Genomic DNA, 19,837 nt, shown 5'->3' with positions numbered 1-19,837 from the left:
GGCGAGCGCGCTGACGCGCGAGCCGAGGCGGGACCCGAGGAGGGCAGCACGCAGTGATCCGCTTCGAGCAGGTGTCGGTCCACTACGACGGTGCGGCGCGGCCCGCCCTCGCGGGGGTGGACCTGACCGTTCCCGAGGGCGAGCTGTGTCTGCTGGTGGGCCCGTCCGGGGTCGGTAAGTCGACACTCCTCGGGGCCGTCTCCGGTCTCGTACCGCATTTCACCGGTGGCACCCTGCGCGGCCGCGTCACCGTAGCGGGGCGGGACACCCGTACCCACAAACCGCGCGAACTCGCCGACGTCGTCGGCACCGTGGGCCAGGATCCGCTCGCGCACTTCGTCACCGACACCGTCGAGGACGAGCTGGCGTACGGCATGGAGTCGCTCGGCATCGCCCCGGACACCATGCGCCGCCGGGTCGAGGAGACGCTGGATCTGCTGGGGCTCGCCGAGTTGCGGGACCGTCCCATCGCCACGCTCTCCGGCGGGCAGCGGCAGCGCGTGGCGATCGGCTCGGTACTCACCACCCACCCCCGCGTCCTGGTCCTCGACGAGCCGACCTCCGCGCTGGACCCGGCCGCCGCCGAGGAGGTGCTGGCCGTGCTGCAGCGGCTGGTGCACGACCTGGGCACCACGGTCCTGATGGCCGAACACCGCCTCGAGCGCGTGGCGCAGTACGCGGACCAGATGATCCTGCTCCCCTCCCCCGGCGCCGCCCCGCTGACCGGCACACCGGCCGAGCTGCTGCCGGTGTCGCCCGTCCAGCCCCCCGTGGTGGCGCTGGGCGCCCTCGCGGGGTGGCCGTCACCGGTGCCGCTGTCCGTACGGGACGCCCGCCGCAAGGCCGGGCCATTGCGAGAGCGACTCGCGCCGCTCACCCCCCGACCGGTGGCCGATCCGCCGCCGGGCGCACCGGTGGGCGAGGTGGCGCGGCTGTCCGTCCGCCACGGCCGGGTGGAGGCGCTGCGCGGGGTGGACCTGACGGTGCGGCCGGGCGAGACGGTGGCGCTGATGGGGCGCAACGGCGCGGGCAAGTCCACGCTTCTGGCCGGCCTGGTCGGGCTGCACGAACCGGCCTCCGGTTCGGTGCGCGTCGGCCCGGACCGGGTCGTACCGCACCGCACCCGCCCCGCCCAACTCCTGCGCCAGGTGGGCCTCGTACCGCAGGAGCCGCGCGATCTGCTCTACGCGGACACGGTCGCCGCCGAGTGCGCGGCGGCCGACCAGGACGCGGGCGCGGCCCCCGGCACCTGCCGTGAGCTGGTCGGCCGGCTGCTGCCGGAGGTGGCGGACACCGCCCATCCGCGCGATCTGTCGGAGGGGCAGCGGCTGGCGCTGGCCCTGTCCGTCATCCTCACCGCCCGTCCGCCCCTGCTGCTGCTCGACGAGCCGACGCGCGGGCTCGACTACGCGGCGAAGGCGCGCCTGGTGGAGGTGGTACGCGGACTGGCCGCGGACGGCCACGCGACCGTACTGGCCACCCACGATGTGGAGCTCGCGGCCGAACTCGCCCACCGCGTCGTCATCCTGGCCGAGGGCGAGGTGGTCGCGGACGGCCCCACGGCGGAGGTGGTGGTCTCCTCCCCCGCCTTCGCCCCACAGGTGGCCAAGGTCCTGGCGCCACTGCCGTGGCTGACGGTGCCGCAGGTACGCGAGGCACTGGAGGAAGCGCCATGAGCGGGACGGCACTGAGCGGGCCGCACCGCTCGGAGCGGAAACGCGACGGCGGGAAGAAGGCCATACGCCTCGGCCCGCGATCGGTGGCGGCGCTCGCGCTCGTCTCCGCGATCGGTGTCGTCGCCTTCGGCTGGCCGCTGTTCGCACCGGGCGACTCGGGGATCACCACCCACGCCGCCGACGCGCCCTGGCTGTTCGCCGCGCTGCTCCCGCTCCTGCTGGCCGTGGTCGTGGCGACCATCGCGGACACCGGTCTGGACGCCAAGGCCGTCGCGATGCTCGGGGTGCTGGCGGCTGCGGGAGCGGCCCTGCGGCCGCTGGGCGCGGGGACGGCCGGGATCGAGCCGATGTTCTTCCTGATGGTGCTGTCGGGACGGGTGCTGGGCCCCGGTTTCGGCTTTGTCCTCGGCGCCGTCTCGATGTTCGCGTCCGCGCTGCTCACGGGCGGGGTGGGACCGTGGATGCCGTTCCAGATGCTGGCGATGGGGTGGGTGGCGATGGGCGCGGGGCTGCTCCCCGGCGCCGCCCGGCTGCGCGGCCGGGCGGAGTCGCTGCTGCTCGCGGGGTACGGAGCGGTGGCGTCCGTGGCCTACGGAACGGTCATGAACCTCCAGGGCTGGACCCTGATGCAGGGCATGGCCTCGGGGATCTCCTACGTCCCCGGCGACCCGCTCGGCGATAACCTCGCCCGCTTCGTGGCGTACTGCCTGGCCACCTCGCTGGGCTGGGACCTGCCGCGCGCCGTGGTCACGATGGTGCTCACCCTCACCCTCGGCGGACCGGTGCTGCGAGCGCTGCGCCGCGCCACCCGCCGCGCGGCCTTCGAGGCGCCGGTGGCGTTCGAGGACAGGTAACCGAGCGGGCCCGGCGCGTTGTCCGCACCGGGCCCGTCCGTCCGTCCTGGTTCTTGATTATTACTGGTGGCGCGTCAGTTCTGGTGGAAGACGCTGGCGTCCCACTGCGCGACCCACCTGCCGTCCCCGAACCGCAGGTTGGCCGTGCACTTGTAGGTGTCACCGTCGCAGTTCAGGGCGGTCACCGGCACCGGGGCGGCGGCCTCCCGCGGAGCCTTGACCGTCTTCGCCGACGCGGCGGGCACGGCGTTGGTCACCGCCTGGTGGAACACATTGGCGTTCCACTGGGCGACCCACCCGCCGTCGCCGAACTGCAGCCCGGCGGTGCACTTGTAGGTGTCCCCGTCACAGGTGAGGGTCGTGACCGGGACCGGGGCCGCAGCGGTGCGCAGCGCGTCCGCCGACCCGGTGGCCCGCTGATGGCTCGCCGCGCTCTGGTGGAATACGTTCACATTCCACTGCGCGACCCACCTTCCGTCACCGAACCGCAGGTTGGCCGTGCACTTGTAGGTATCGCCGTCGCAGTTGAGGCCCGTCACGGGGACGGGCGCGGCGTTGGCCGCCGGGGCGACCGCCGTGGCGGCCAGGGCCAGGGCTCCCAGCCCCAGGAACGTACCGGTGAGCATTCGGCGAGCTGACATGTCGTCGCTTCCCTTCGACTCCGGCCGCACGAGGCGTGATTCACGACAAATCATCCCAAGCGGCCAATCCGATGACATCCCAGAGATTAGCTGTCCTTAAAGGCTTTTCATCTGCTCGTCCTACATGGACTCATATGCGACACAGCCCCCGTTACAGCGAAGGCGGTCACCGTGGATTGACGATTCCAGGCATACGAAAACGGCGGCGCCCCAAGGGGCACCGCCGAGGAATCGATACCGCCGAAATCCGAGCCTCGGATTCCGCTCGATCAGCGCTCGACCATAGCCACACTCTCGCCGACGAGCGATCACCACCTGGAGTTGGTCGTCGATCGCCAAGGCGTCTCATACGACCTCCTCTGACCGGGCCAGCCGTGCTACTTCCTCGTAGGCGCTGAGGAGCTGCTCGCCGGTCTCGCATACGGCGCCGGGCGTCCGGCAGGCCGGGCAGCCCGCAGCGTGCTCGATGGCCGCCCGCCACACCTCCTCAGCGTCCAAGGCGACCCCGGTCCGCTCACCGCCCGCCATCAGTAGCGCTCCTGCGGCCCAGCCCGGAACGCCGCGATGGAGCCACGCGGGCGGCCGTACTGCCGACAGTCGCCACTGCGGGTGATCAATCGCACTTCATCTCACCCCAGACCTGCTTGCCCCAGCGGTATCGGTCCGTCCCCCACCGGTCCGTAAGGGCATCGACCAACAGCAGCCCGCGGCCTCGGGTGTTGTCGCCATTGGAGTCCGTCCGCAGGTAGGGGATATCGCGGGACCGGTCCACCACGCCGAGGCGGACGAACTTCCCGGACGGCCGGGTGACGACGACGCGGATCGACTCCAGACGGGCGTGGTCCACGGCGTTGGAGACCAGTTCGGTCATCACCAGCACGGCGTCCTCGATCAGGTCCTCCTGCCCCCAGGCGGCCAGTGCGGTCCGTACCAGCTTGCGGGCGGCTTCCGCACTCTCCGGTACGCGGCGCATGGTCTGGGAGTATCCGGGGTGCCCCGTGGGGCGAGGTGTAGCGGTCACGGACATCAGGACCTCAGTGGGTGCGAAGTGAGCGGCCTTGTCCGAGTGAACGACGGCTCGCCGCCCGAGGGGAGGAAATACCCATCGGGCGCGCAAACCGCCCACCCGGAAATTCTCGGCCGACTCCCCTCACGGAGGGGACTCGCGTGGCTACGGTAGGTATGTGGAGGGGAACGAAAACCTCATCAGCGCCATGCGCGAGAGCGGGCTCACCCAGGCCGGGTTAGCGGACGCGGTGAACACCCACCTGCACCGCAATGGCTACGAAGGCACGGTCAGCGACCGGACGGTCCGCAACTGGCTGGCCGGAAAGACGCGTTGGCCGCAGTCTCGGCAGAGGGCAGCCTTAGAGGCAGTATTCGGATGTACGGCCGAAGAACTGGGATTCGTCCCACCGGCCCGAAGTTGCCCCGCCACAGAACCGGAGGATCCCGTGAGGCGCAGGAACTTCCTGACCGCCACCACCGGTACGACGGCCGCGGTCGCCGTCCCTCTCGTCGCACAGCACTCCGTAGGCACCTCGGACGTGATCCGGCTCCGTTCCGGTGTGGACGCCCTGGTGACCCTGGACGCCACACGGGGAGGTCACGACGAACTGGAGCGCATGGCCCTGGCCGGGGCGGCCGAGACACTGGAGAAGCAGAAGCTGGGCGCCTCCCAGCGCATCCGCCAGAGGCTGTTCAGTGTGGCCGCCGACTACATGTCCATGGCCGCCTGGTCCGCCATCGACGCCAAGCGGCCCGACCGAGCGCAGAGTCTGCTGGACCGGACGCTCTACCTGGCCGGGATGGCCAAGGACTCCATCGCGGAGCTGGATGCCTGGAACTTGTACTCCATGCTCGCCCACCATCGTGGTGCGTACCCCGAGGGCGTCGACTCCGGCTATGCGGCTCAGGCGACGGCCATCGCCCGCCGGGACCCGTTCTACGCCTCTCTGGCCCACGCCCGCACAGCTCTCGCCCACTCCAATTTGGGCGACCGACAGGCCGCCCTACGCTCCCTCGGATGCGCCCAAGAGGCCCTGAGCAAAGCTTCCATGGACGATCCCAGACCGAGCTGGACCGCCTTCTACGGGCCTGCCGAGCTACTGGCCATGACGGCCATCGTCCGGGACCGGATTGGCGAACCCGCCGAGGCCGAGGCCGCCTCGCACAAGGCGCTGGCCACCATCCCCGAGCAGTTCCGCCGCAACCGTGCCCTGGCCACCGCCCGGCTCGCCCTCGCCCAGCTGCACCAGCGCGACATCGACCAGGCGTGCGCTACGGCCTCCACGGTCTTCGAGCTGATGGCTGGGGACCCGCTGCCCGGCCGAATGCGCTCGCTCGTCGGCGACTATTACCGCGACTTGATCACTCTTGCCCCCGACGCAGGCGTCGCCCGCGAGTGGGGAGACCGCTACCGATCCGAATGGAGCCGAGCTTGAGTGCCACAGGTCTGGACGTCCGCCGTTTCACCCACGCCGACCTCCCGGAGATCCGCCAGACGCTGATCGACGTGCACGCCGACGTGTACGCGGATGAGATGGACGACGAGTTCAACCAGCGCTTCCCCTGGTTCGTGGACCACTGGGGCGGCCACCCGGAGTTCTCCTGCGTGATCGCGTTCGACGGCGACAAAGCGGTGGGCTTCGCCTACGGCGCCCCGGCCGTTCCGGGGCGCGAGTGGTGGCGCGAGCACCTCGACCCGGCGCCCGCGAAGGACCTGACCTTCTCGTACTCCGAGCTGGCCGTCATCCCAAGGTGGCGCAAGAAGGGACTGGCCGAACGGCTGACTCGCACGTTGCTGGAAAAGCGGGACGAAGATCTCGTAGTGCTGCTCGTGGACCCCGAGCACTCCCGGGTCCAAGCCCTGTACGAGACCTGGGGCTTCCGGAAGGTCGGGGAGCGTCAGCCCTTCCCGGACTCCCCGGTCTACGCCGTCATGCTCTCCGAGCTGCCCCTGTCGTGACCGCGAACGCTTCTTCCCACGGTCAGCGGCGGTCACGTCGTCGTCGGACGCACACCCACCGGGAGCGCTCCCGAAGGGCCCCGGCCGCCGGGCGGACGCAGGGCGGACCGCCAACGCCTCCACCGCGAGCGTGCCCGGAGCCCGCTAGAGCCGCTGAATGATCGTCCCCGTGGCCAGCGCCCCACCCGCGCACATCGTGATCAGCGCGAATTCCTTGTCCGCGCGCTCCAGTTCATGCAGCGCCGTCGTGATCAGGCGCGCCCCCGTGGCCCCCACGGGGTGCCCCAGGGCGATCGCGCCGCCGTTCACGTTGACCTTCTCCAGGTTCTGTTCGAAGACCTGTGCCCAGGACAGCACCACCGAGGCGAACGCCTCGTTGATCTCGATCAGGTCGATGTCCTTCAGGGTCATCCCGGCCTTGCCGAGGACCGCCTTCGTGGCGTCGATCGGCCCGTCCAGGTGGAAGTGCGGATCGGTGCCGACCAGGGCCTGGGCCACGATGCGGGCGCGGGGGCGGAGTTTGAGGGCGCGGGCCATGCGTTTGGAGGCCCACAGGACCGCGCAGGCGCCGTCGGAGATCTGGGAGGAGTTGCCCGCGGTGTGCACGGCGGTGGGCATGATGGGCTTGAGTCCGGCCAGCGCCTCCATGCTGGTGTCGCGGAGCCCCTCGTCGCGGTCGACGGCGCGCCACATGCCCTCGCCGGCCGTCTGCTCCTCCTCCGTCGTGGGCACCTGCACCGCGAAGGTCTCGCGCTTGAACCGCTCCTCGGCCCAGGCCCGTGCCGCCCGCTCCTGGGAGATCAGCCCGAGGGCGTCGACGTTCTCGCGGGTCAGGCCGCGATTGCGGGCGATGCGTTCGGCGGCCTGGAACTGATTGGGCAGGTCCACGTTCCACTCCTCGGGGAACGGTTTCCCCGGGCCGTGTTTGGAGCCGCTGCCCAGCGGCACCCGCGACATGGCCTCGACACCGCAGCCGATGCCGATGTCGATGACACCGGTGGCGACCATGTTGGCCACCATATGATTGGCTTGCTGCGAGGAGCCGCACTGGCAGTCCACCGTCGTCGCCGCGGTCTCGTACGGCAGCCCCATCGTCAGCCAGGCGGTGCGTGCGGGGTTCATCGACTGCTCCCCGGCGTGGGTGACCGTGCCGCCGACGATCTGCTCGACGCAGTCGGGCTGAATGCCGGTGCGGGCGAGGAGTTCACGGTAGGTCTCGCCGAGCAGATAGGCGGGGTGGAGGTTGGCGAGCGCGCCTCCGCGCTTGCCGATGGGCGTGCGGACTGCTTCGACGATGACGGGTTCGGCGGCCATGGCTGTCTCGTCCTCTCATCGCATCCGCGGGGCTCCCGGCAGCACCCGCGTCAGAACTAGTACGCGTTCTAGTTCTTCAGCTCAGTCTGCTGAGGCCCGGCCCGGCGGCGCAAGGGTTGTGCAGGGGTTGAGCGGACCTCGAGGGGCACCGATCCCCCGAAACAATGGCCGCGATTTCTCTTGCTACTTGTAGAACCCGTTACTACCTTGCGGACACTTCTGATAGGCCGTCAGATCTCTGGAGTGGCCGATGTCCTGTCCAGCGCTCCCCGAAGGCTTTGACCTCACCGACCCCGACCTCCATCAGCATCGGGTGCCACTCCCGGAGCTCGCCCGGCTGCGGCAGACGGCTCCCGTGTGCTGGATCCCCCAGCCGCACGGCGTGGCCGGTTTCGACGACGACGGCTACTGGGCCGTCACCCGCCATGCCGATGTCAAGGAGGTCTCCACCCGGCCGGAGACCTTCTCCTCCCACGCCAACACCGCGATCATCCGCTTCAACGAGCACATCCAGCGCGATCAGATCGACGTCCAGAAGCTGATCATGCTGAACATGGACCCGCCCGAGCACACCCGGGTCCGGCAGATCGTCCAGCGCGGCTTCACCCCGCGCGCCATCCGCGCCCTCGAGGACGCCCTGCGCGACCGCGCCACCCGCATCGTGGCCGGGGCCAGGGAGAGCGGCAGCGGGGACTTCGTCACCGATGTGGCCTGCGAACTGCCGTTGCAGGCGATCGCCGAGCTCATCGGCATCCCCCAGCAGGACCGTTCCAAGATCTTCGACTGGTCCAACAAGATGGTCGCGTACGACGATCCCGAACTGGCCATCACCGAGGAGATCGGCGCCGAGTCGGCCATGGAGCTGATCTCGTACTCCATGAACCTCGCCGCCGACCGCAAGGCGTGCCCGGCCAAGGACATCGTCAGCCGGCTGGTGGCCGCCGAGGACGAGGGCAATCTGGGCTCGGACGAGTTCGGCTTCTTCGTGCTGCTGCTCGCCGTCGCCGGGAACGAGACCACGCGCAACGCCATCAGCCACGGGATGCACGCCTTCCTCACCCACCCCGACCAGTGGGAGCTGTTCAAGGCCGAGCGCACCGCCACCGCCGCCGACGAGATCGTGCGCTGGGCCACCCCCGTGATGTCCTTCCAGCGCACCGCCACCCAGGACACCGAACTCGGCGGACAGCGCATCGAGGCGGGGCAGCGGGTCGGCGTCTTCTACTCCTCCGCCAACAACGACCCCGAGGTCTTCGGCCACCCCGAGGTCTTCGACATCACCCGTGACCCCAACCCCCACCTCGGCTTCGGCGGCGGCGGACCGCACTTCTGCCTCGGCAAGAGCCTGGCGGAGCTGGAGATCCGGCTGATTTTCAACGCCATCGCGGACACCCTTCCGGACATCCGGCTCGCGGGAGAGCCCCGGCGGCTGCGCTCGGCCTGGCTGAACGGGATCAAGGAGCTCAGGGTGACCTACACCTAAGCGGTTCGTGCCGCGCCAGGAGTCCCACAACCCACCGGGCGGGGGCACACTGACCGCCATGAGCGAGATGTACGGCCCGCACGGCGCGGCGGGCGACCGTCGAAGACTCTTCGACTTCATAGCCCTCACCGCCCGCCTCCGTGAGACCGAGCGCGCCAACAACGCCACCCCGGAGCGCAAGGAGAGCGTCGCGGAGCACTCCTGGCATCTGGCGATGGTGAGCTGGATCCTGCACGCCGAGTTCGAGCGCGAGGCCGGGCAGCGGCTCGACCTCACCAAGATGCTCAAGCTGTGCCTGATGCACGACCTCGTCGAGATGGACGCGGTGGAGCGGGGCGCCGCGGGCGGTGAACCGCCGCGCTTCGCCTCGCTCCCCGCGCCCCTCGGGGCCGAACTCCTCGCGCTGTGGCGGGAGTACGAGGAGGGCCGTACGCCCGAGGCGTGCCTGGTGCGCGGGGTGGACCGGCTCAACCCCACCCTGATGCGCTGTCTGACCGGCCAGGGCTGGGGCGACATGGCCACCGACAGCCACGCTCCCGTGGACGCCGAGGCGCTGGACGGGCTGAATCTGCCGCGGGTGGCCGTGAGCGAGACGCTGCGTGTGCTGTACGAGGAGATCAGGGACGCCTCGGTGGAGGGCGGACTGCTGCCGCCGTGAGCCCCGCCCGCCCTCCGCCGAGCGCCGCGCAACGCGCTGAGCGGCGCTACGTGAACGGCACGCCGCTACGTGAACGGCACGTCGCTACTTGAACGGCACGTCGCTACTTGAACGGCACGTTCACACACGCCACCCGGGCGCCCGCCTGTCCGGCCTTGCCCGACGTGGTGTCCGTCGCATGCTTGTGGATCACCACGGAACGGGCCTCATCGGGCCGGAAGTTCCACTTCACCCAGGACTTGGCCCAGCCCTTGCCGGAGCTGCTGGTGGTGAGGTCCAGCCACACCTCGTTGTGCGAGTTGGCGTACTCCGGGTTGGTCGAGGGCTGCTTGGGGTCCCGCTTGTTCTGGTAGTGCGGCCCCGACGAGTCGGGCTTGGTGCCACACGGCTTCGTGTGGACGTGGATCCCGAAGTGGTGATCGGCCGTGAGGCCACGCACGCTGATGAACACGAACGTGCCCTTGTGCATCTTGTACTCGCCGCGGCCCTCCCCACCTTCGTTGTGGTTCTTCATGCCCTTGCCGCTCAGCCGCGCCTCCGCGATGAACACCGACGCGGACGTCGGCACCAGCGACTTGTCGTATGTCACCGCACCGGCGGTCTTGGCCTCCGACGCCGGCTGGAACCTGTCGTGGACGAAGACGAAGGGGTGCGGCGGCGCGGCTGCCGCGGGTGTCGCGATGGCCATTGAGGCGCCCATCGCGACCGCCGCGGTTACTGCCTTCACCAGGGACATCGTTGATCCCTCCTCGGTCGGGGTCCCCGCTCCCCGTCTCGATTCCCGGCTCCCCCCCGTTTAACGCGCTTGTGCGACTTTCCGCCCCCTTCTCTCCACGCTAGACCCGCTGGTCATGCCGCTCAACGCGAGGCCCAGCCCCCTTTTCGGGGGACTCGCCGGCCCCGATCCGGTCCTTCTCCGCGGGTTCGGCGTCGTCATGCTCTCCGCTGCGCTGCCGTACCAGCCCCGGGACCAGCCCTCTGGCCCGGGCGACCGCGGCGCCCATCGTCGCCGACAGCGGTGGCGCCTCCTCGTGCGGGCGCCTGCCCACGCCGAGGAACACGTACTGCAGCGCGAACCCGGCCGTGACGATGACCGCGCCGCCGATCGCGTCCAGCACATAGTGGTTCGCGGTGCCCACGATGACCGCCGTGGTCAGCAGCGGGTACAGGATGCCGAGCACCTTCGCCCAGACGTACGGCGCCACGATCGCGATGACCACCCCGCACCACAGCGACCACCCCACGTGCAGCGACGGCATGGCCGCGTACTGGTTGGACAGCTTGGTGAGCGCGCCGAAGTCCGGGTTGTTCAGGTCCTGCGGGCCATGCGCGGTGTCCACGTACCCGAGCCCCATCAGCCGCGGCGGTGCCAGCGGGTAGAGCCAGAAGCCGACGAGGGCGAGCAGCGTGGCGAAGGCGAGCGGGGTGCGGGCCCAGCGGTACGTCGCGGGGCGGCGCAGATACAGCCAGCCCAGCAGGGACAGCGGAATCAGGAAGTGGAAGGTGCTGTAGTACCAGTTCATGAAGTCTTTGAGCCATCCGGTGTCGGCCACGATGGCGTTGAACCAGTGCTCGATGTCGATGTGCAGCCAGCCCTCGAGGGTGAGCACCTGGTGTCCGTGGCCCTCGGCCACGCTGCGCTCGTCCGGGGCGTGGCCGCGGATCCACGAGTAGGCGAAGTAGCCGACGCGGATCAGCATCAGCTCGAGCATCAGGTTCGGGCGGGACAGCGGCCGCTTGAGGACGCGCAGCAGCGGCACCCAGGCGAAGCGGCTCCTGGCCGGTTCGGCGACCGGCGTCGGCTCGGGGTCGTCCCACCGCGGCGAGGTGCGGGAGAGGAACGGCACCAGACAGGCGGCAGCGAGCGCGGCGAGCAGCGGCGCATTGTAGCCGATATGGCCGAGGATCTCGATGTCGGGCAGCAGCGCGGTGCGGTTGAGCGACATCGCCAGTACGACCAGAACCGGCCACACCAGCCGGTCGGAGCCGCGCCGCCCCACCCGGCCGACCACGGCCAGCAGGATCCAGAGCTGCTGGTGCTGCCAGGAGGTGGGCGAGACCGCGAGCGCCACGCTGCCGGTGATGGCGGCGGCGAGCAGCAGCTGCCCGTCCCTCGCGTAGCGCACCGCGCGGCGCAGGCCGATCACCGCGACCGCGACCGCGAGCACGGCCAGCAGCGCGAGCTCCACCGGGCCCTCGAGGCCGATGCGCAGCAGCAGCCCGTGCAGCGACTGGTTGGCCAGGCTGTCGGCGGGGGCGCCGAGCCCGAAGCCGCCGATGTGATGCCCCCAGTACGTCCACGAGTCGTGCGGCATGGCCACCCAGGCGAGCGCGGTGCACACGGCGAACGTGGCGCCCGCGAGCGCCGCCGCCCGGCGCCGTCCGATCAGCCACAGCACGACGGCGAACAGCAGCAGCGCGGGCTGCAGCGCCGCGGCCACTCCGATGAGCACACCGGCCTGCCGCCCGGAGGTTCTGGGCAGCACGGTGAGGACGACCAGGAGCACCGGGATGATGCTGGTCTGGCCGAGGGTGAAGGTGTTGCGCACCGGCAGCGACAGCACCAGCAGGCTGATGGCCAGCGGTGCGGCGATCAGCGAGGTGCGGCGGGAGACCGGGCCGGGCAGCGACCGGGCCACGACCAGCCCGAGGACGACGACCAGCAGCAGGGTGCCGAAGGTCCAGGCGACCCCGAGGCTCTGCTCGGCGGCCCGGGTCAGCGGTTTGAGGACCAGCCCGGAGAACGGGGTGCCGGTGAAGGAGTCCCCGTCGTACAGCGACCCGCTGACATGCAGCACCCCGTGGTCGCCGATCCAGGTCTCCAGATCGGTCAGCCGCTCATCGGGCGGCAGCCGCAGCACCGCCGCCGCCTGACGGACCGCCAGCACAGCCGCCAGGAGCCACAGGGCCGCGAGCCCCATTCTGGTCCGTGACGTCCGCGCCCCTACGGCACCGGGGGCCGGCCCCGTGTCCGGGCTTCTCCCCAGTCCGCTCCGCTCCACGTTCGCCACGCCGTGCCGCTCCCCCACTCGCCCTCTTCATCTGTCCCGAATGTTTGGAGACCCTACTGAGCCCACTACTCAGACGCCGAACACCCCCTCTTCACCTGACCGTCGTCCGGGGTTGTCCGAAAGATGTCAGGCTTTGGCAGGGTCCTTGCGCTCCGCGAGGGTCCTTATGGTCCGGGCCAATTTCATCAGGGCCGCGGGGTGCGCCGCGAATCGGGACTCGCCGCGCGCTGAAATGTTCCCGGCGTCACACCGAAGCACCGCACGAACCAGCGGTGGAAATGGCTCTGGTCGGCGAACCCCGCCTGGGCCGCGGCCTCCGCCGCGCTGCTGCCCGCCACCAGCAGCCCGCGCGCCCGGCGCAGCCGGAGCTGCCGCTGGAAGTCGCTCGGCGCCATCCCGTACGCGGCGCGGAACGCCCGGTAGAGCGCGAAGCGGCTGCACCCGGCGGCCTCCGCGAGCCGCGCCGCCGGGATCTCCTCCGCGTACGCCTCCTCCAGCAGCGCCCTGGCCCGCCGCGCGGCCCGGACCTGCTCGCCGCTCCCGTCCGGAAACTCCCGGGCCCACAGCGGCCCGGTGGCCCCGCGCCGCACCATCGCCCCGACGGCCGCGGTCAGCCGCTCGTCCCGCACCAGCGGCCCGGCCCCGCCGACCAGGGCGGTGTGCAGCCGCAGCAGGGCGCGGGGCAGCAGCGGATCGGAGACCACGGGCCGGTCGAACAGCGGCAGCGCCGCCCGGCCGTCCGCACTGTCGGCCACATCGGCGAGAACATTCCGCACCACATCGGGACCTATATGGACGATGCGGTACTTGTAGCCGAGTTCGGCGGCCGCCTCCCCGTCATGCGGATCGTCGGGATTGAAGACCATCACCATCCCCGCCCCGCTGGTGCGCAGCGCACCCCGGCACCGGAAGCGCTGGGCGCCGACCTCGGTCACGGCGAAGGAGTAGGTGTCATGGCTGTGGGGATGGAAGCGATGGCTGAAAAAGTGCGCGTGCATGGCCTCCACGGGCCGGTCGGGATCGCGCCAGTACCGGGCCCAGTCCTCCCGGCCCCGCTCCCCTTCTCCGACGGCACCCACGGATCCATTGTGCCGTGGCGCACGAGCGTTCAAGACCGCAGGTCGCGGCAGTGGCCAGAGTGACGGCATGCGCTTCGACACCAAGATCGCCGTCATCGTCCGCACCGACCTCGCCGACTGGCAGAAGCTGAACGTGACCGCCTTCCTCTCCAGCGGCCTGGCGCACGCCTCGGACGAGATCGTCGGCAAGCCGTACGAGGACGCCTCGGGCAATGTCTACCTTCCGATGTTCCGCGAACCGGTCCTCGTCTACGCCGCCGACGCCCCCGCCCTCACCCGCACCCACGCCCGGGCCCTCTCCCGCGACCTGCCGATGTCCCTCTACACCGAGGAGCTCTTCGCCACCGACAACGAGGACGACAACCGCGCCACGGTCCGCGCCGTCGAGGCCGACACCCTGAACCTGGTGGGCCTAGCGGTCTACGGGCCGCGCGGCCAGGTGGACAAGGTGACGAAGGGTCTGAGGCTGCACGGCTGAGGGCGCAGCGCCAAGGGCATGACGACTCAATGGTCATGACGGCTCCATGACCATGACGACTCAATGGCCATGACGGCTCAATGGCCCGTCAGCTTCCGCCAGGCGCCGGGGGTGACGCCCTCCCTGCCCGAGAAGGCACGGCTCAACGCGCTGCCGGTGTCGTATCCGACTCGGACGGCGATCTCCTGGACACTCAGCGGCGTCTCGCGGAGCAGGACCTTGACCCGGTACATGCGCCATGCCGTGAGGTAGCCCAGCGGGGTGTCCCCCGTCCTCTCCTTGAACAGGGCGGCGAACGCCGAGCGTGACATCCCCGCTGTGCGGGCGAGTTCGTCGACCGTCCACGGATGGGCCAGGTCCGCGTGCAACTCCTCCATCGCAGCCGCCAGTCGCGGGTCCCGCAGCGCGGCGATCCAGCCGACGGTCCCGCCGCCGACATCCTCACAACAGGTCCGCAGCGCCTGGACGAAGAGCACGTCGGACAGACGGCTGATGATGAAGCCACCACCGAGCCCGCCCGCCGCGCTCTCCCGCTCGATGAGGCCGAACGTGGTGCGCAGGAGTTGACTGGACGCGTCGTCCAGATTCAGCCGGAACACCGGCGGCAGGAGCGCGAAGAGCGGTTCTGCCGCCACGGCGTCGAAGGCGAACCGGGTGGAGACGATCTGCGTGAGCTCACCGTCGCCCCCGACCCGCGCCGAGTCGCCGGGGGCCTGGGAGACCAGCCCGTCGCAGTCGACGATCTCGCTGCCCGCCTCGTCCTGAAGCGTGAAACCCACCCCCGCTCGGACCAGGAAGCAGTCATTCGTCTCCAGCCGCTGCGGCCCGGCGAGCGTGTCCGCGACGAGCAGGCACGCACCACGGGAGATCAGGACCAGCCGGGCGAGGTTCCGGGGAGGGAACGAGATTCCCCAGGGCGCACGGGCGTCCACCCGCACATACCGCGCGTCCTCGATCTTCATCGTGGCGAGGAGGTCGTCAATCGGATCCATCTCCACTCCCTTTGGTCTCCCCCGATCCCTCCTGGACGATCTGCGTCAAACCGTGGACGCCAAGATACAGATCGTCCGGCCGGGCGTGTCTATCGTGGAGGCGACATACGAACGAAGGGTAGGAAATGCGTATATTCCAGATGGGAACGGGCGGCAGTCTGATCACGTCGGCGGAGCGCCCGGTGCCGAGCCCCTCAGCGGGCGAAGTGCTCGTACGGGTGAAGGCCAGCTCCCTCAACGCACGCGATCTGCTCATCGTCACCGGCCGGTACCCCGTCGACGTGCCGCCGGGGCGCATCCCGCTCTCCGACGGCGCGGGCGTGGTGGAGGCAGTCGGGGAGGGGGTCTCGCGGTTCCGGGTCGGAGACCGTGTCATGGGCACCTTCCATCCGACCTGGCTGTACGGCCCGTTCCCCGAGTCGGGGCAGCTGCGCGGCACACACCGCGACGGCTGGCTCACCGAATACCTCGCCCTCGGCGAACAGAGCCTGGTCGCGGTGCCGGACCAGCTGTCCTTCGAGGAGGCCGCCACGCTTCCGTGCGCCGCGCTCACCGCGTGGTCGGCCGTGAGCGGAGTCGGCCCGGGGGACACTCTCCTGGTCCAGGGCTCAGGCGGGGTATCGGTCTTCGCGCTGCAGTTCGCCCACCTGGCCGGTGCCCGCGTCCTGGCCACGACATCCAGCGCCGCCAAGGCCCAACGCCTCGGCGCTCTCGGCGCATCCGATGTCGTCGACTACACCAGCACACCGGAGTGGGGCGCGCGGGTACGGGAACTCACCGGCGGCGGTACCGACCGCGTCGTCGAGATCGGCGGCGCCGGAACGCTCTCCCAGTCCATCGACGCCGTCGCCCACGGCGGGCAGATCGCCCTCGTCGGCAATCTGGCGGCGGGTGGCGGCATGGACGTGATGCGGTTCTTCCGTCGCGCCGCGACCCTCCGGTCGATCAGCGTCGGCAGCCGGAGCGACTTCGAACGGATGAACAAGGCCATCGGCCAGCACCGGCTCCGGCCCGTCATCGACCGCGTCTTCCCGTTCGCCGAGGCGGCGGAGGCGTTCGCGCACTTCGAGAAGGGCCCACGCTTCGGCAAGGTCGTCATCAGCCACTGACCTGGTCCTCACACCGAAAATCAGTGGAGCCGCACCCCCGTGTGCCGTTAGCCTGCTCCCGCCCGCAGTCACCCCGTCAAGGACACGCCGTTGTACACCAAGTGAGCCCCCCAAGCGCTGATCCGTCGCGCGTCGCACATGTGCGCCGCGCTCCTTTCCGCTGCGGTCTTCTCACTGAAACCGGTGTAACTCCATGTCCAAAAACTGGGTGGTTGTGCCCACCTGCCTGCCGATCGTTCTCCGCCGTTGCCACAGGTGCGCCTCCGGGCGCGACAACGGCCCCGGCCTGCTGGCCGGACTGCTCCAGGACCCGGTCGTACGGCGCCGCGACGCGGGCGGCCCGGGTCGGACCGACCGGCCTGCCTGGCAGTCGCCGTACGGTCCGCCGCCGCACCGGTCACACCGCGGCCGGTGGGCGCCTGTGCCGGGCGTGGCCGGGACTCGGTCCGCCTTGCGGCGTGGATATCCGTGCGGCCGGTGCGACTGATCGCCGAAGGCCTCGGCTCTCCGCGAGCCGAGGTGTCCGGCGGCATCCGGTCCGCAGGACAGGCCCTGGCGTCGCAGCCCGCGGCCTGCCCTGGTGATGCGGCAGGATGGTGGACATGAGCATCGTCAAGATCAATGTGCTGACGGTCCCGGAGGAGCAGCGCGAGGTGCTGGAGAAGCGCTTCGCCTCACGCGCCGGGACGGTCGAGAACTCCGACGGCTTCGAGTGGTTCGAACTGCTGCGGCCGGTCGAGGGGACCGACCAGTACCTCGTCTATACGCGCTGGCGCAGCGAGGAGGACTTCCAGGCGTGGATGGAGGGCCCCATGAAGGCGGCCCACCAGCGCGGCGGCGAGGACGCCCCCCAGCAGAAGCCCGCCGCGTCCGGCTCCACGCTGTGGTCCTTCGAGGTCGTCCAGCAGGCCGCGCCCAAGCAAGGCTGATCCCGGGCCCCTCGCAAGCAATCATCGCGGGCCCCCTGGCCCTGGCCAGGGGGCCCGCGATTTTGTGGTGCCCCGTCAGAGCGGCCGACTAAGTTCTGTCTCCCCGATCACGATCAGCGGGCTGGGTTCTGCCTCCTGACAATCAGCTGAGAGCAGAGGATGTCGTACGCCCATCGCTCCCACTTGTCCGGCGGCCACTCGCGGTCGCGGGTCAGGACCAGGAAGAGCTCCGGACTGAGCAAGGCGTAGATGATGTCCGCCGCCTCTCCGGCGGAAATGGCGGGGCGGACACCGGGCTTCTCTGTCAGGGCCCTCGCGGCTGTCGAGATCACCGTGTACCGCGGGTTGGTCTGATCTGGCCACAGCTCCCGGATTTCTGGGTTGGTCGCTGTCGCGGCGCGGACCATCTCGTCGATGGCCGCGACACGTTCGAGTGTCCTGCGGGTGCCGGCGACCAGTGCGGCCAGGGCGGACTCGGCGGTAGGGGCGGTCGTGACCTCCGCGAACCACGGCCGGTCCATCGTGGGCACGGGGTCGTCGTCTCCCGCGATCGCGACATCGACCAGTTCCTTGAGCAGCGAGGGCTTGTTCCGGAAGACGAAGTAGATCGTCTGCACCGCCACGCCCGCCCGGTCGGCGATCTCCTGCAGCTTGGTCGCCCCGTAGCCCTGCTCAACGAAGAGGCCGGCGGCCGCGTCGATGATCCGCCGCCGTGTCTCCCGGGCCTTGTCGCCCCGCTTTCCCTTGACCTCAGTCATGACTGGAGCCTATATCTAGAGTCGAACTCTAGAGGTCGACTCTAGTTACTGGAGGGTGAGTCATGCGGGCCATCGCCAACCGTCAGCAGGCAGAGGCATGGAACGATTGGGAGGGCATCCACTGGGCCGAACACTCCGAGCGCTACGACGCGATGATGGGCGCGTTCAACGCGCCTCTGTTCGCCGCCGCAGACATCTCGGCCAACGACGTGATCCTCGACGTCGGCTGCGGCACCGGCCAGACGACGCGCATCGCCGCGCGGCAGGCGTACGAAGGAAACGTCGTCGGAATCGACCTGTCCGCGCCCATGCTGGAACGCGCCCAACGCGACGCCGCCGCGGAAGGCATCGACAACGTCACCTTCGAACAGGGCGACGCCCAGGTGCATCCGTTCTCCAACCGCAGGTTCGACGTCCTCCTCAGCCGCGGCGGCGTCATGTTCTTCGCTGACCACATCGCGGCTTTCACTCATCTCAGGCACGCGCTCGCGCCAGCGGGCCGACTCGCGTTCCTCGGCCCGCAGCCCGGGGGCCCGGACAGCGCCTACGCCCGCGCGACCGCCGCACTCTCACCGTTCCTGCGCGAGGCATCCCCCGCCGCCAGGGGTATGGGGTCGCTCCTCGACCCCGCGCACATCCGCCAAGTGCTCGCCGCCGCCGGGTTCACCGACATCGACGTAGTCCCCGCCGAGGCTCCCATGACTTTTGGCGCCAACGCGGGCGACGCCGTCGACTTCCTCTTCGCCATGGGCCCGACCCGCTACAACCTGCGCGATGCCGACCCGGTGACCATCTCCCGTATCCGTGCCGAAGTGCATGACGCGCTCACGGAGTTCGAGACGTCCGACGGTGTCCGCATCCCCGGGTCCGTCTGGATCGTCACTGCTTCGCGGGAGCACACCCCTTCGATCAAGTGATTCGTCGTTCCAGACGTGATCAGCAGGGGGGATCTGACGGACGATGAATGGGCGCTGCTGAAGCCGCTGCTGCCGTCGGGCAACAACCGGTGCGGCCGGCGGAGGGACCACCGACAGGTGATCAACGGGATCATCCACCGGCTGGGCACCGGGGTGCAGTGGCGTGAGCTGCCGGAACGCTTCGGACCGTGGCAGACCGTCCACAAGCGGCACGATCTGTGGTCGGCCGACGGCACCTGGGACAGGCTGCTGCAGCAAGTCCAAGCCCGGGTCGACGCCGAGGGCGGCATCGACTGGGACGTCTCGGTCGACTCCAGCGTGATGCGCGCCCACCAGCACTGCCGCAGGAGCGCCGAAGGCGGCTCCACCCGCCCCTCTCAGGCCCTCGAAAGAGGGCTCCACGGAGATCGCTTCGGATCTCGGTGGTGCAGAACCCGGAGCCCCTACTGGAGGAGGCGGTGCGACAGGGGAGCAGCTGGGGCGTTCGCGTGGCGGATTCACCACCAAGGTCCACCTGAGCGCGGAAGGCCGTTGCCGCCCATTGTCGGTGCTGATCACACCCGGACAGTGGGCGGACTGCACACAGTTCGAACCGGTCTTAGAGAAGATCCGCGTCCCGCGCACCGGTCTGGGGCGTCCCCCTCGCACGCCGGACAGCGTCGCAGCCGACAAGGCATACAGCAACCGAAAGACGCGCGCCTACCTGCGTCGGCGCGGCATCCGGCACGTGATCCCTGAGAAGAAGGACCACAAGGCGGCCCGCCTCCGACGGGGTTCACGCGGCGGGCGGCCACCGGGTTTCGACAAGGAGCGCTACAAGAAGCGCAACGTCGTCGAGCGGGCAATCAATAAGCTGAAACAGTTCCGGGCCGTCGCTACCCGCTACGACAAGCGCGGATACGTCTACCTCGGCACCGTGACCGCCGCTGCGCTAATCATCTGGCTCCGATCATGATCGGAGAGACAGAAA

The 19,837-nt window shown here is 70.0% G+C and carries 20 protein-coding genes; 11 read left to right on the top strand and 9 right to left on the bottom strand.

Annotation, left to right across the window (positions count from 1 at the left end; genetic code table 11):
• The first annotated feature begins 53 nt into the window (after window positions 1–53).
• Together GWI24_RS20265 and GWI24_RS20260 are read left to right on the top strand one after the other, a co-directional pair.
• A complete protein-coding gene (locus GWI24_RS20265; protein ID WP_210947341.1) occupies window positions 54–1,676 on the top strand; it encodes an ABC transporter ATP-binding protein in 1,623 nt (540 codons plus the stop codon).
• A complete protein-coding gene (locus GWI24_RS20260) occupies window positions 1,673–2,530 on the top strand; it encodes an ECF transporter S component (protein WP_210947340.1) in 858 nt (285 codons plus the stop codon). The genes GWI24_RS20265 and GWI24_RS20260 overlap by 4 nt, the downstream gene beginning before the upstream one ends.
• Window positions 2,531–2,604: 74 nt before the next feature.
• On the opposite strand, the gene GWI24_RS20255 is transcribed toward GWI24_RS20260, so the two are convergent.
• From GWI24_RS20255 to GWI24_RS20245, 3 genes are all read right to left on the bottom strand, one after another.
• On the bottom strand, window positions 2,605–3,171 hold the full coding sequence (locus tag GWI24_RS20255; protein WP_247616631.1) for a hypothetical protein: 567 nt from the start codon (window positions 3,169–3,171) through the stop codon (window positions 2,605–2,607).
• Window positions 3,172–3,516: 345 nt separating this feature from the next.
• Window positions 3,517–3,699, bottom strand: coding sequence for a hypothetical protein (locus GWI24_RS20250; protein ID WP_210947339.1), 183 nt, complete (start codon window positions 3,697–3,699; stop codon window positions 3,517–3,519).
• Between the two features lie 85 nt (window positions 3,700–3,784).
• Window positions 3,785–4,144: an ATP-binding protein gene (locus GWI24_RS20245; protein WP_308343822.1), complete on the bottom strand. Its 360-nt coding sequence runs from the start codon at window positions 4,142–4,144 to the stop codon at window positions 3,785–3,787.
• Window positions 4,145–4,625: 481 nt separating this feature from the next.
• On the opposite strand from GWI24_RS20245, the gene GWI24_RS20240 reads away from it, so the two are divergent.
• Window positions 4,626–5,615, top strand: a complete 990-nt coding sequence (locus GWI24_RS20240) for a hypothetical protein (protein WP_308343820.1) — start codon at window positions 4,626–4,628, stop codon at window positions 5,613–5,615.
• Complete coding sequence (locus GWI24_RS20235; RefSeq protein WP_210947336.1) at window positions 5,600–6,139, top strand: GNAT family N-acetyltransferase; 540 nt, start codon at window positions 5,600–5,602, stop codon at window positions 6,137–6,139. The genes GWI24_RS20240 and GWI24_RS20235 overlap by 16 nt, the downstream gene beginning before the upstream one ends.
• A gap of 144 nt (window positions 6,140–6,283) precedes the next feature.
• Here GWI24_RS20235 and GWI24_RS20230 read toward each other — a convergent pair whose 3' ends face one another.
• On the bottom strand, window positions 6,284–7,453 hold the full coding sequence (locus GWI24_RS20230) for a steroid 3-ketoacyl-CoA thiolase (RefSeq protein ID WP_210947335.1): 1,170 nt from the start codon (window positions 7,451–7,453) through the stop codon (window positions 6,284–6,286).
• Between the two features lie 250 nt (window positions 7,454–7,703).
• On the opposite strand from GWI24_RS20230, the gene GWI24_RS20225 reads away from it, so the two are divergent.
• Together GWI24_RS20225 and GWI24_RS20220 are read left to right on the top strand one after the other, a co-directional pair.
• Complete coding sequence (locus tag GWI24_RS20225) at window positions 7,704–8,936, top strand: cytochrome P450 (protein ID WP_210947334.1); 1,233 nt, start codon at window positions 7,704–7,706, stop codon at window positions 8,934–8,936.
• A 58-nt stretch (window positions 8,937–8,994) separates the two neighbouring features.
• Window positions 8,995–9,594: an HD family hydrolase gene (locus tag GWI24_RS20220; protein WP_210947333.1), complete on the top strand. Its 600-nt coding sequence runs from the start codon at window positions 8,995–8,997 to the stop codon at window positions 9,592–9,594.
• A 103-nt stretch (window positions 9,595–9,697) separates the two neighbouring features.
• Here the strand turns inward: GWI24_RS20220 and GWI24_RS20215 are convergent, their stop codons facing one another.
• From GWI24_RS20215 to GWI24_RS20205, 3 genes are all read right to left on the bottom strand, one after another.
• Complete coding sequence (locus GWI24_RS20215) at window positions 9,698–10,330, bottom strand: superoxide dismutase family protein (RefSeq protein ID WP_210947332.1); 633 nt, start codon at window positions 10,328–10,330, stop codon at window positions 9,698–9,700.
• A gap of 100 nt (window positions 10,331–10,430) precedes the next feature.
• Window positions 10,431–12,515, bottom strand: coding sequence for a bifunctional glycosyltransferase 87/phosphatase PAP2 family protein (locus GWI24_RS20210; protein WP_210947331.1), 2,085 nt, complete (start codon window positions 12,513–12,515; stop codon window positions 10,431–10,433).
• 275 nt (window positions 12,516–12,790) lie between these two features.
• Window positions 12,791–13,603 carry a helix-turn-helix domain-containing protein gene (locus GWI24_RS20205; protein WP_210947342.1) on the bottom strand — a complete coding sequence of 271 codons (813 nt, stop codon included), beginning with the start codon at window positions 13,601–13,603 and terminating at the stop codon, window positions 12,791–12,793.
• Between the two features lie 148 nt (window positions 13,604–13,751).
• Here GWI24_RS20205 and GWI24_RS20200 point away from each other — a divergent pair, with 148 nt between their 5' ends.
• Window positions 13,752–14,162 (top strand): DUF2000 domain-containing protein, encoded by a 411-nt coding sequence (locus GWI24_RS20200; RefSeq protein WP_210947330.1) that lies wholly within the window; start codon window positions 13,752–13,754, stop codon window positions 14,160–14,162.
• Between the two features lie 77 nt (window positions 14,163–14,239).
• Here the strand turns inward: GWI24_RS20200 and GWI24_RS20195 are convergent, their stop codons facing one another.
• The gene (locus GWI24_RS20195; RefSeq protein ID WP_210947329.1) at window positions 14,240–15,154 is read right to left on the bottom strand and encodes an AraC family transcriptional regulator; all 915 of its coding nucleotides are present in this window, start codon (window positions 15,152–15,154) and stop codon (window positions 14,240–14,242) included.
• Between the two features lie 125 nt (window positions 15,155–15,279).
• Here GWI24_RS20195 and GWI24_RS20190 point away from each other — a divergent pair, with 125 nt between their 5' ends.
• Window positions 15,280–16,263, top strand: a complete 984-nt coding sequence (locus GWI24_RS20190; RefSeq protein WP_210947328.1) for an NAD(P)-dependent alcohol dehydrogenase — start codon at window positions 15,280–15,282, stop codon at window positions 16,261–16,263.
• A 602-nt stretch (window positions 16,264–16,865) separates the two neighbouring features.
• Window positions 16,866–17,192 carry an antibiotic biosynthesis monooxygenase gene (locus GWI24_RS20185; RefSeq protein WP_179933976.1) on the top strand — a complete coding sequence of 109 codons (327 nt, stop codon included), beginning with the start codon at window positions 16,866–16,868 and terminating at the stop codon, window positions 17,190–17,192.
• Between the two features lie 113 nt (window positions 17,193–17,305).
• On the opposite strand, the gene GWI24_RS20180 is transcribed toward GWI24_RS20185, so the two are convergent.
• A complete protein-coding gene (locus tag GWI24_RS20180) occupies window positions 17,306–17,950 on the bottom strand; it encodes a TetR/AcrR family transcriptional regulator (RefSeq protein WP_210947327.1) in 645 nt (214 codons plus the stop codon).
• Window positions 17,951–18,012: 62 nt separating this feature from the next.
• Between GWI24_RS20180 and GWI24_RS20175 the strand changes: the two genes are divergently transcribed.
• Entirely contained in the window at window positions 18,013–18,867 is an 855-nt protein-coding gene (locus GWI24_RS20175) for a class I SAM-dependent methyltransferase (protein WP_210947326.1), read from the top strand.
• A gap of 15 nt (window positions 18,868–18,882) precedes the next feature.
• A protein-coding gene (locus GWI24_RS20170; RefSeq protein ID WP_374103321.1) for an IS5 family transposase occupies window positions 18,883–19,822 on the top strand; the annotation gives its coding sequence in 2 pieces (ribosomal slippage) (window positions 18,883–19,266 and window positions 19,268–19,822; 939 coding nt in all).
• Window positions 19,823–19,837 lie beyond the last annotated feature (15 nt).

The organism is Streptomyces sp. MK37H, from assembly GCF_018035285.1.
In the GTDB taxonomy this organism is placed as follows: domain Bacteria; phylum Actinomycetota; class Actinomycetes; order Streptomycetales; family Streptomycetaceae; genus Streptomyces; species Streptomyces endocoffeicus.
Note: the sequence above shows the minus strand (reverse complement) of the source record. Positions and strands in the feature narration are given on the sequence as shown.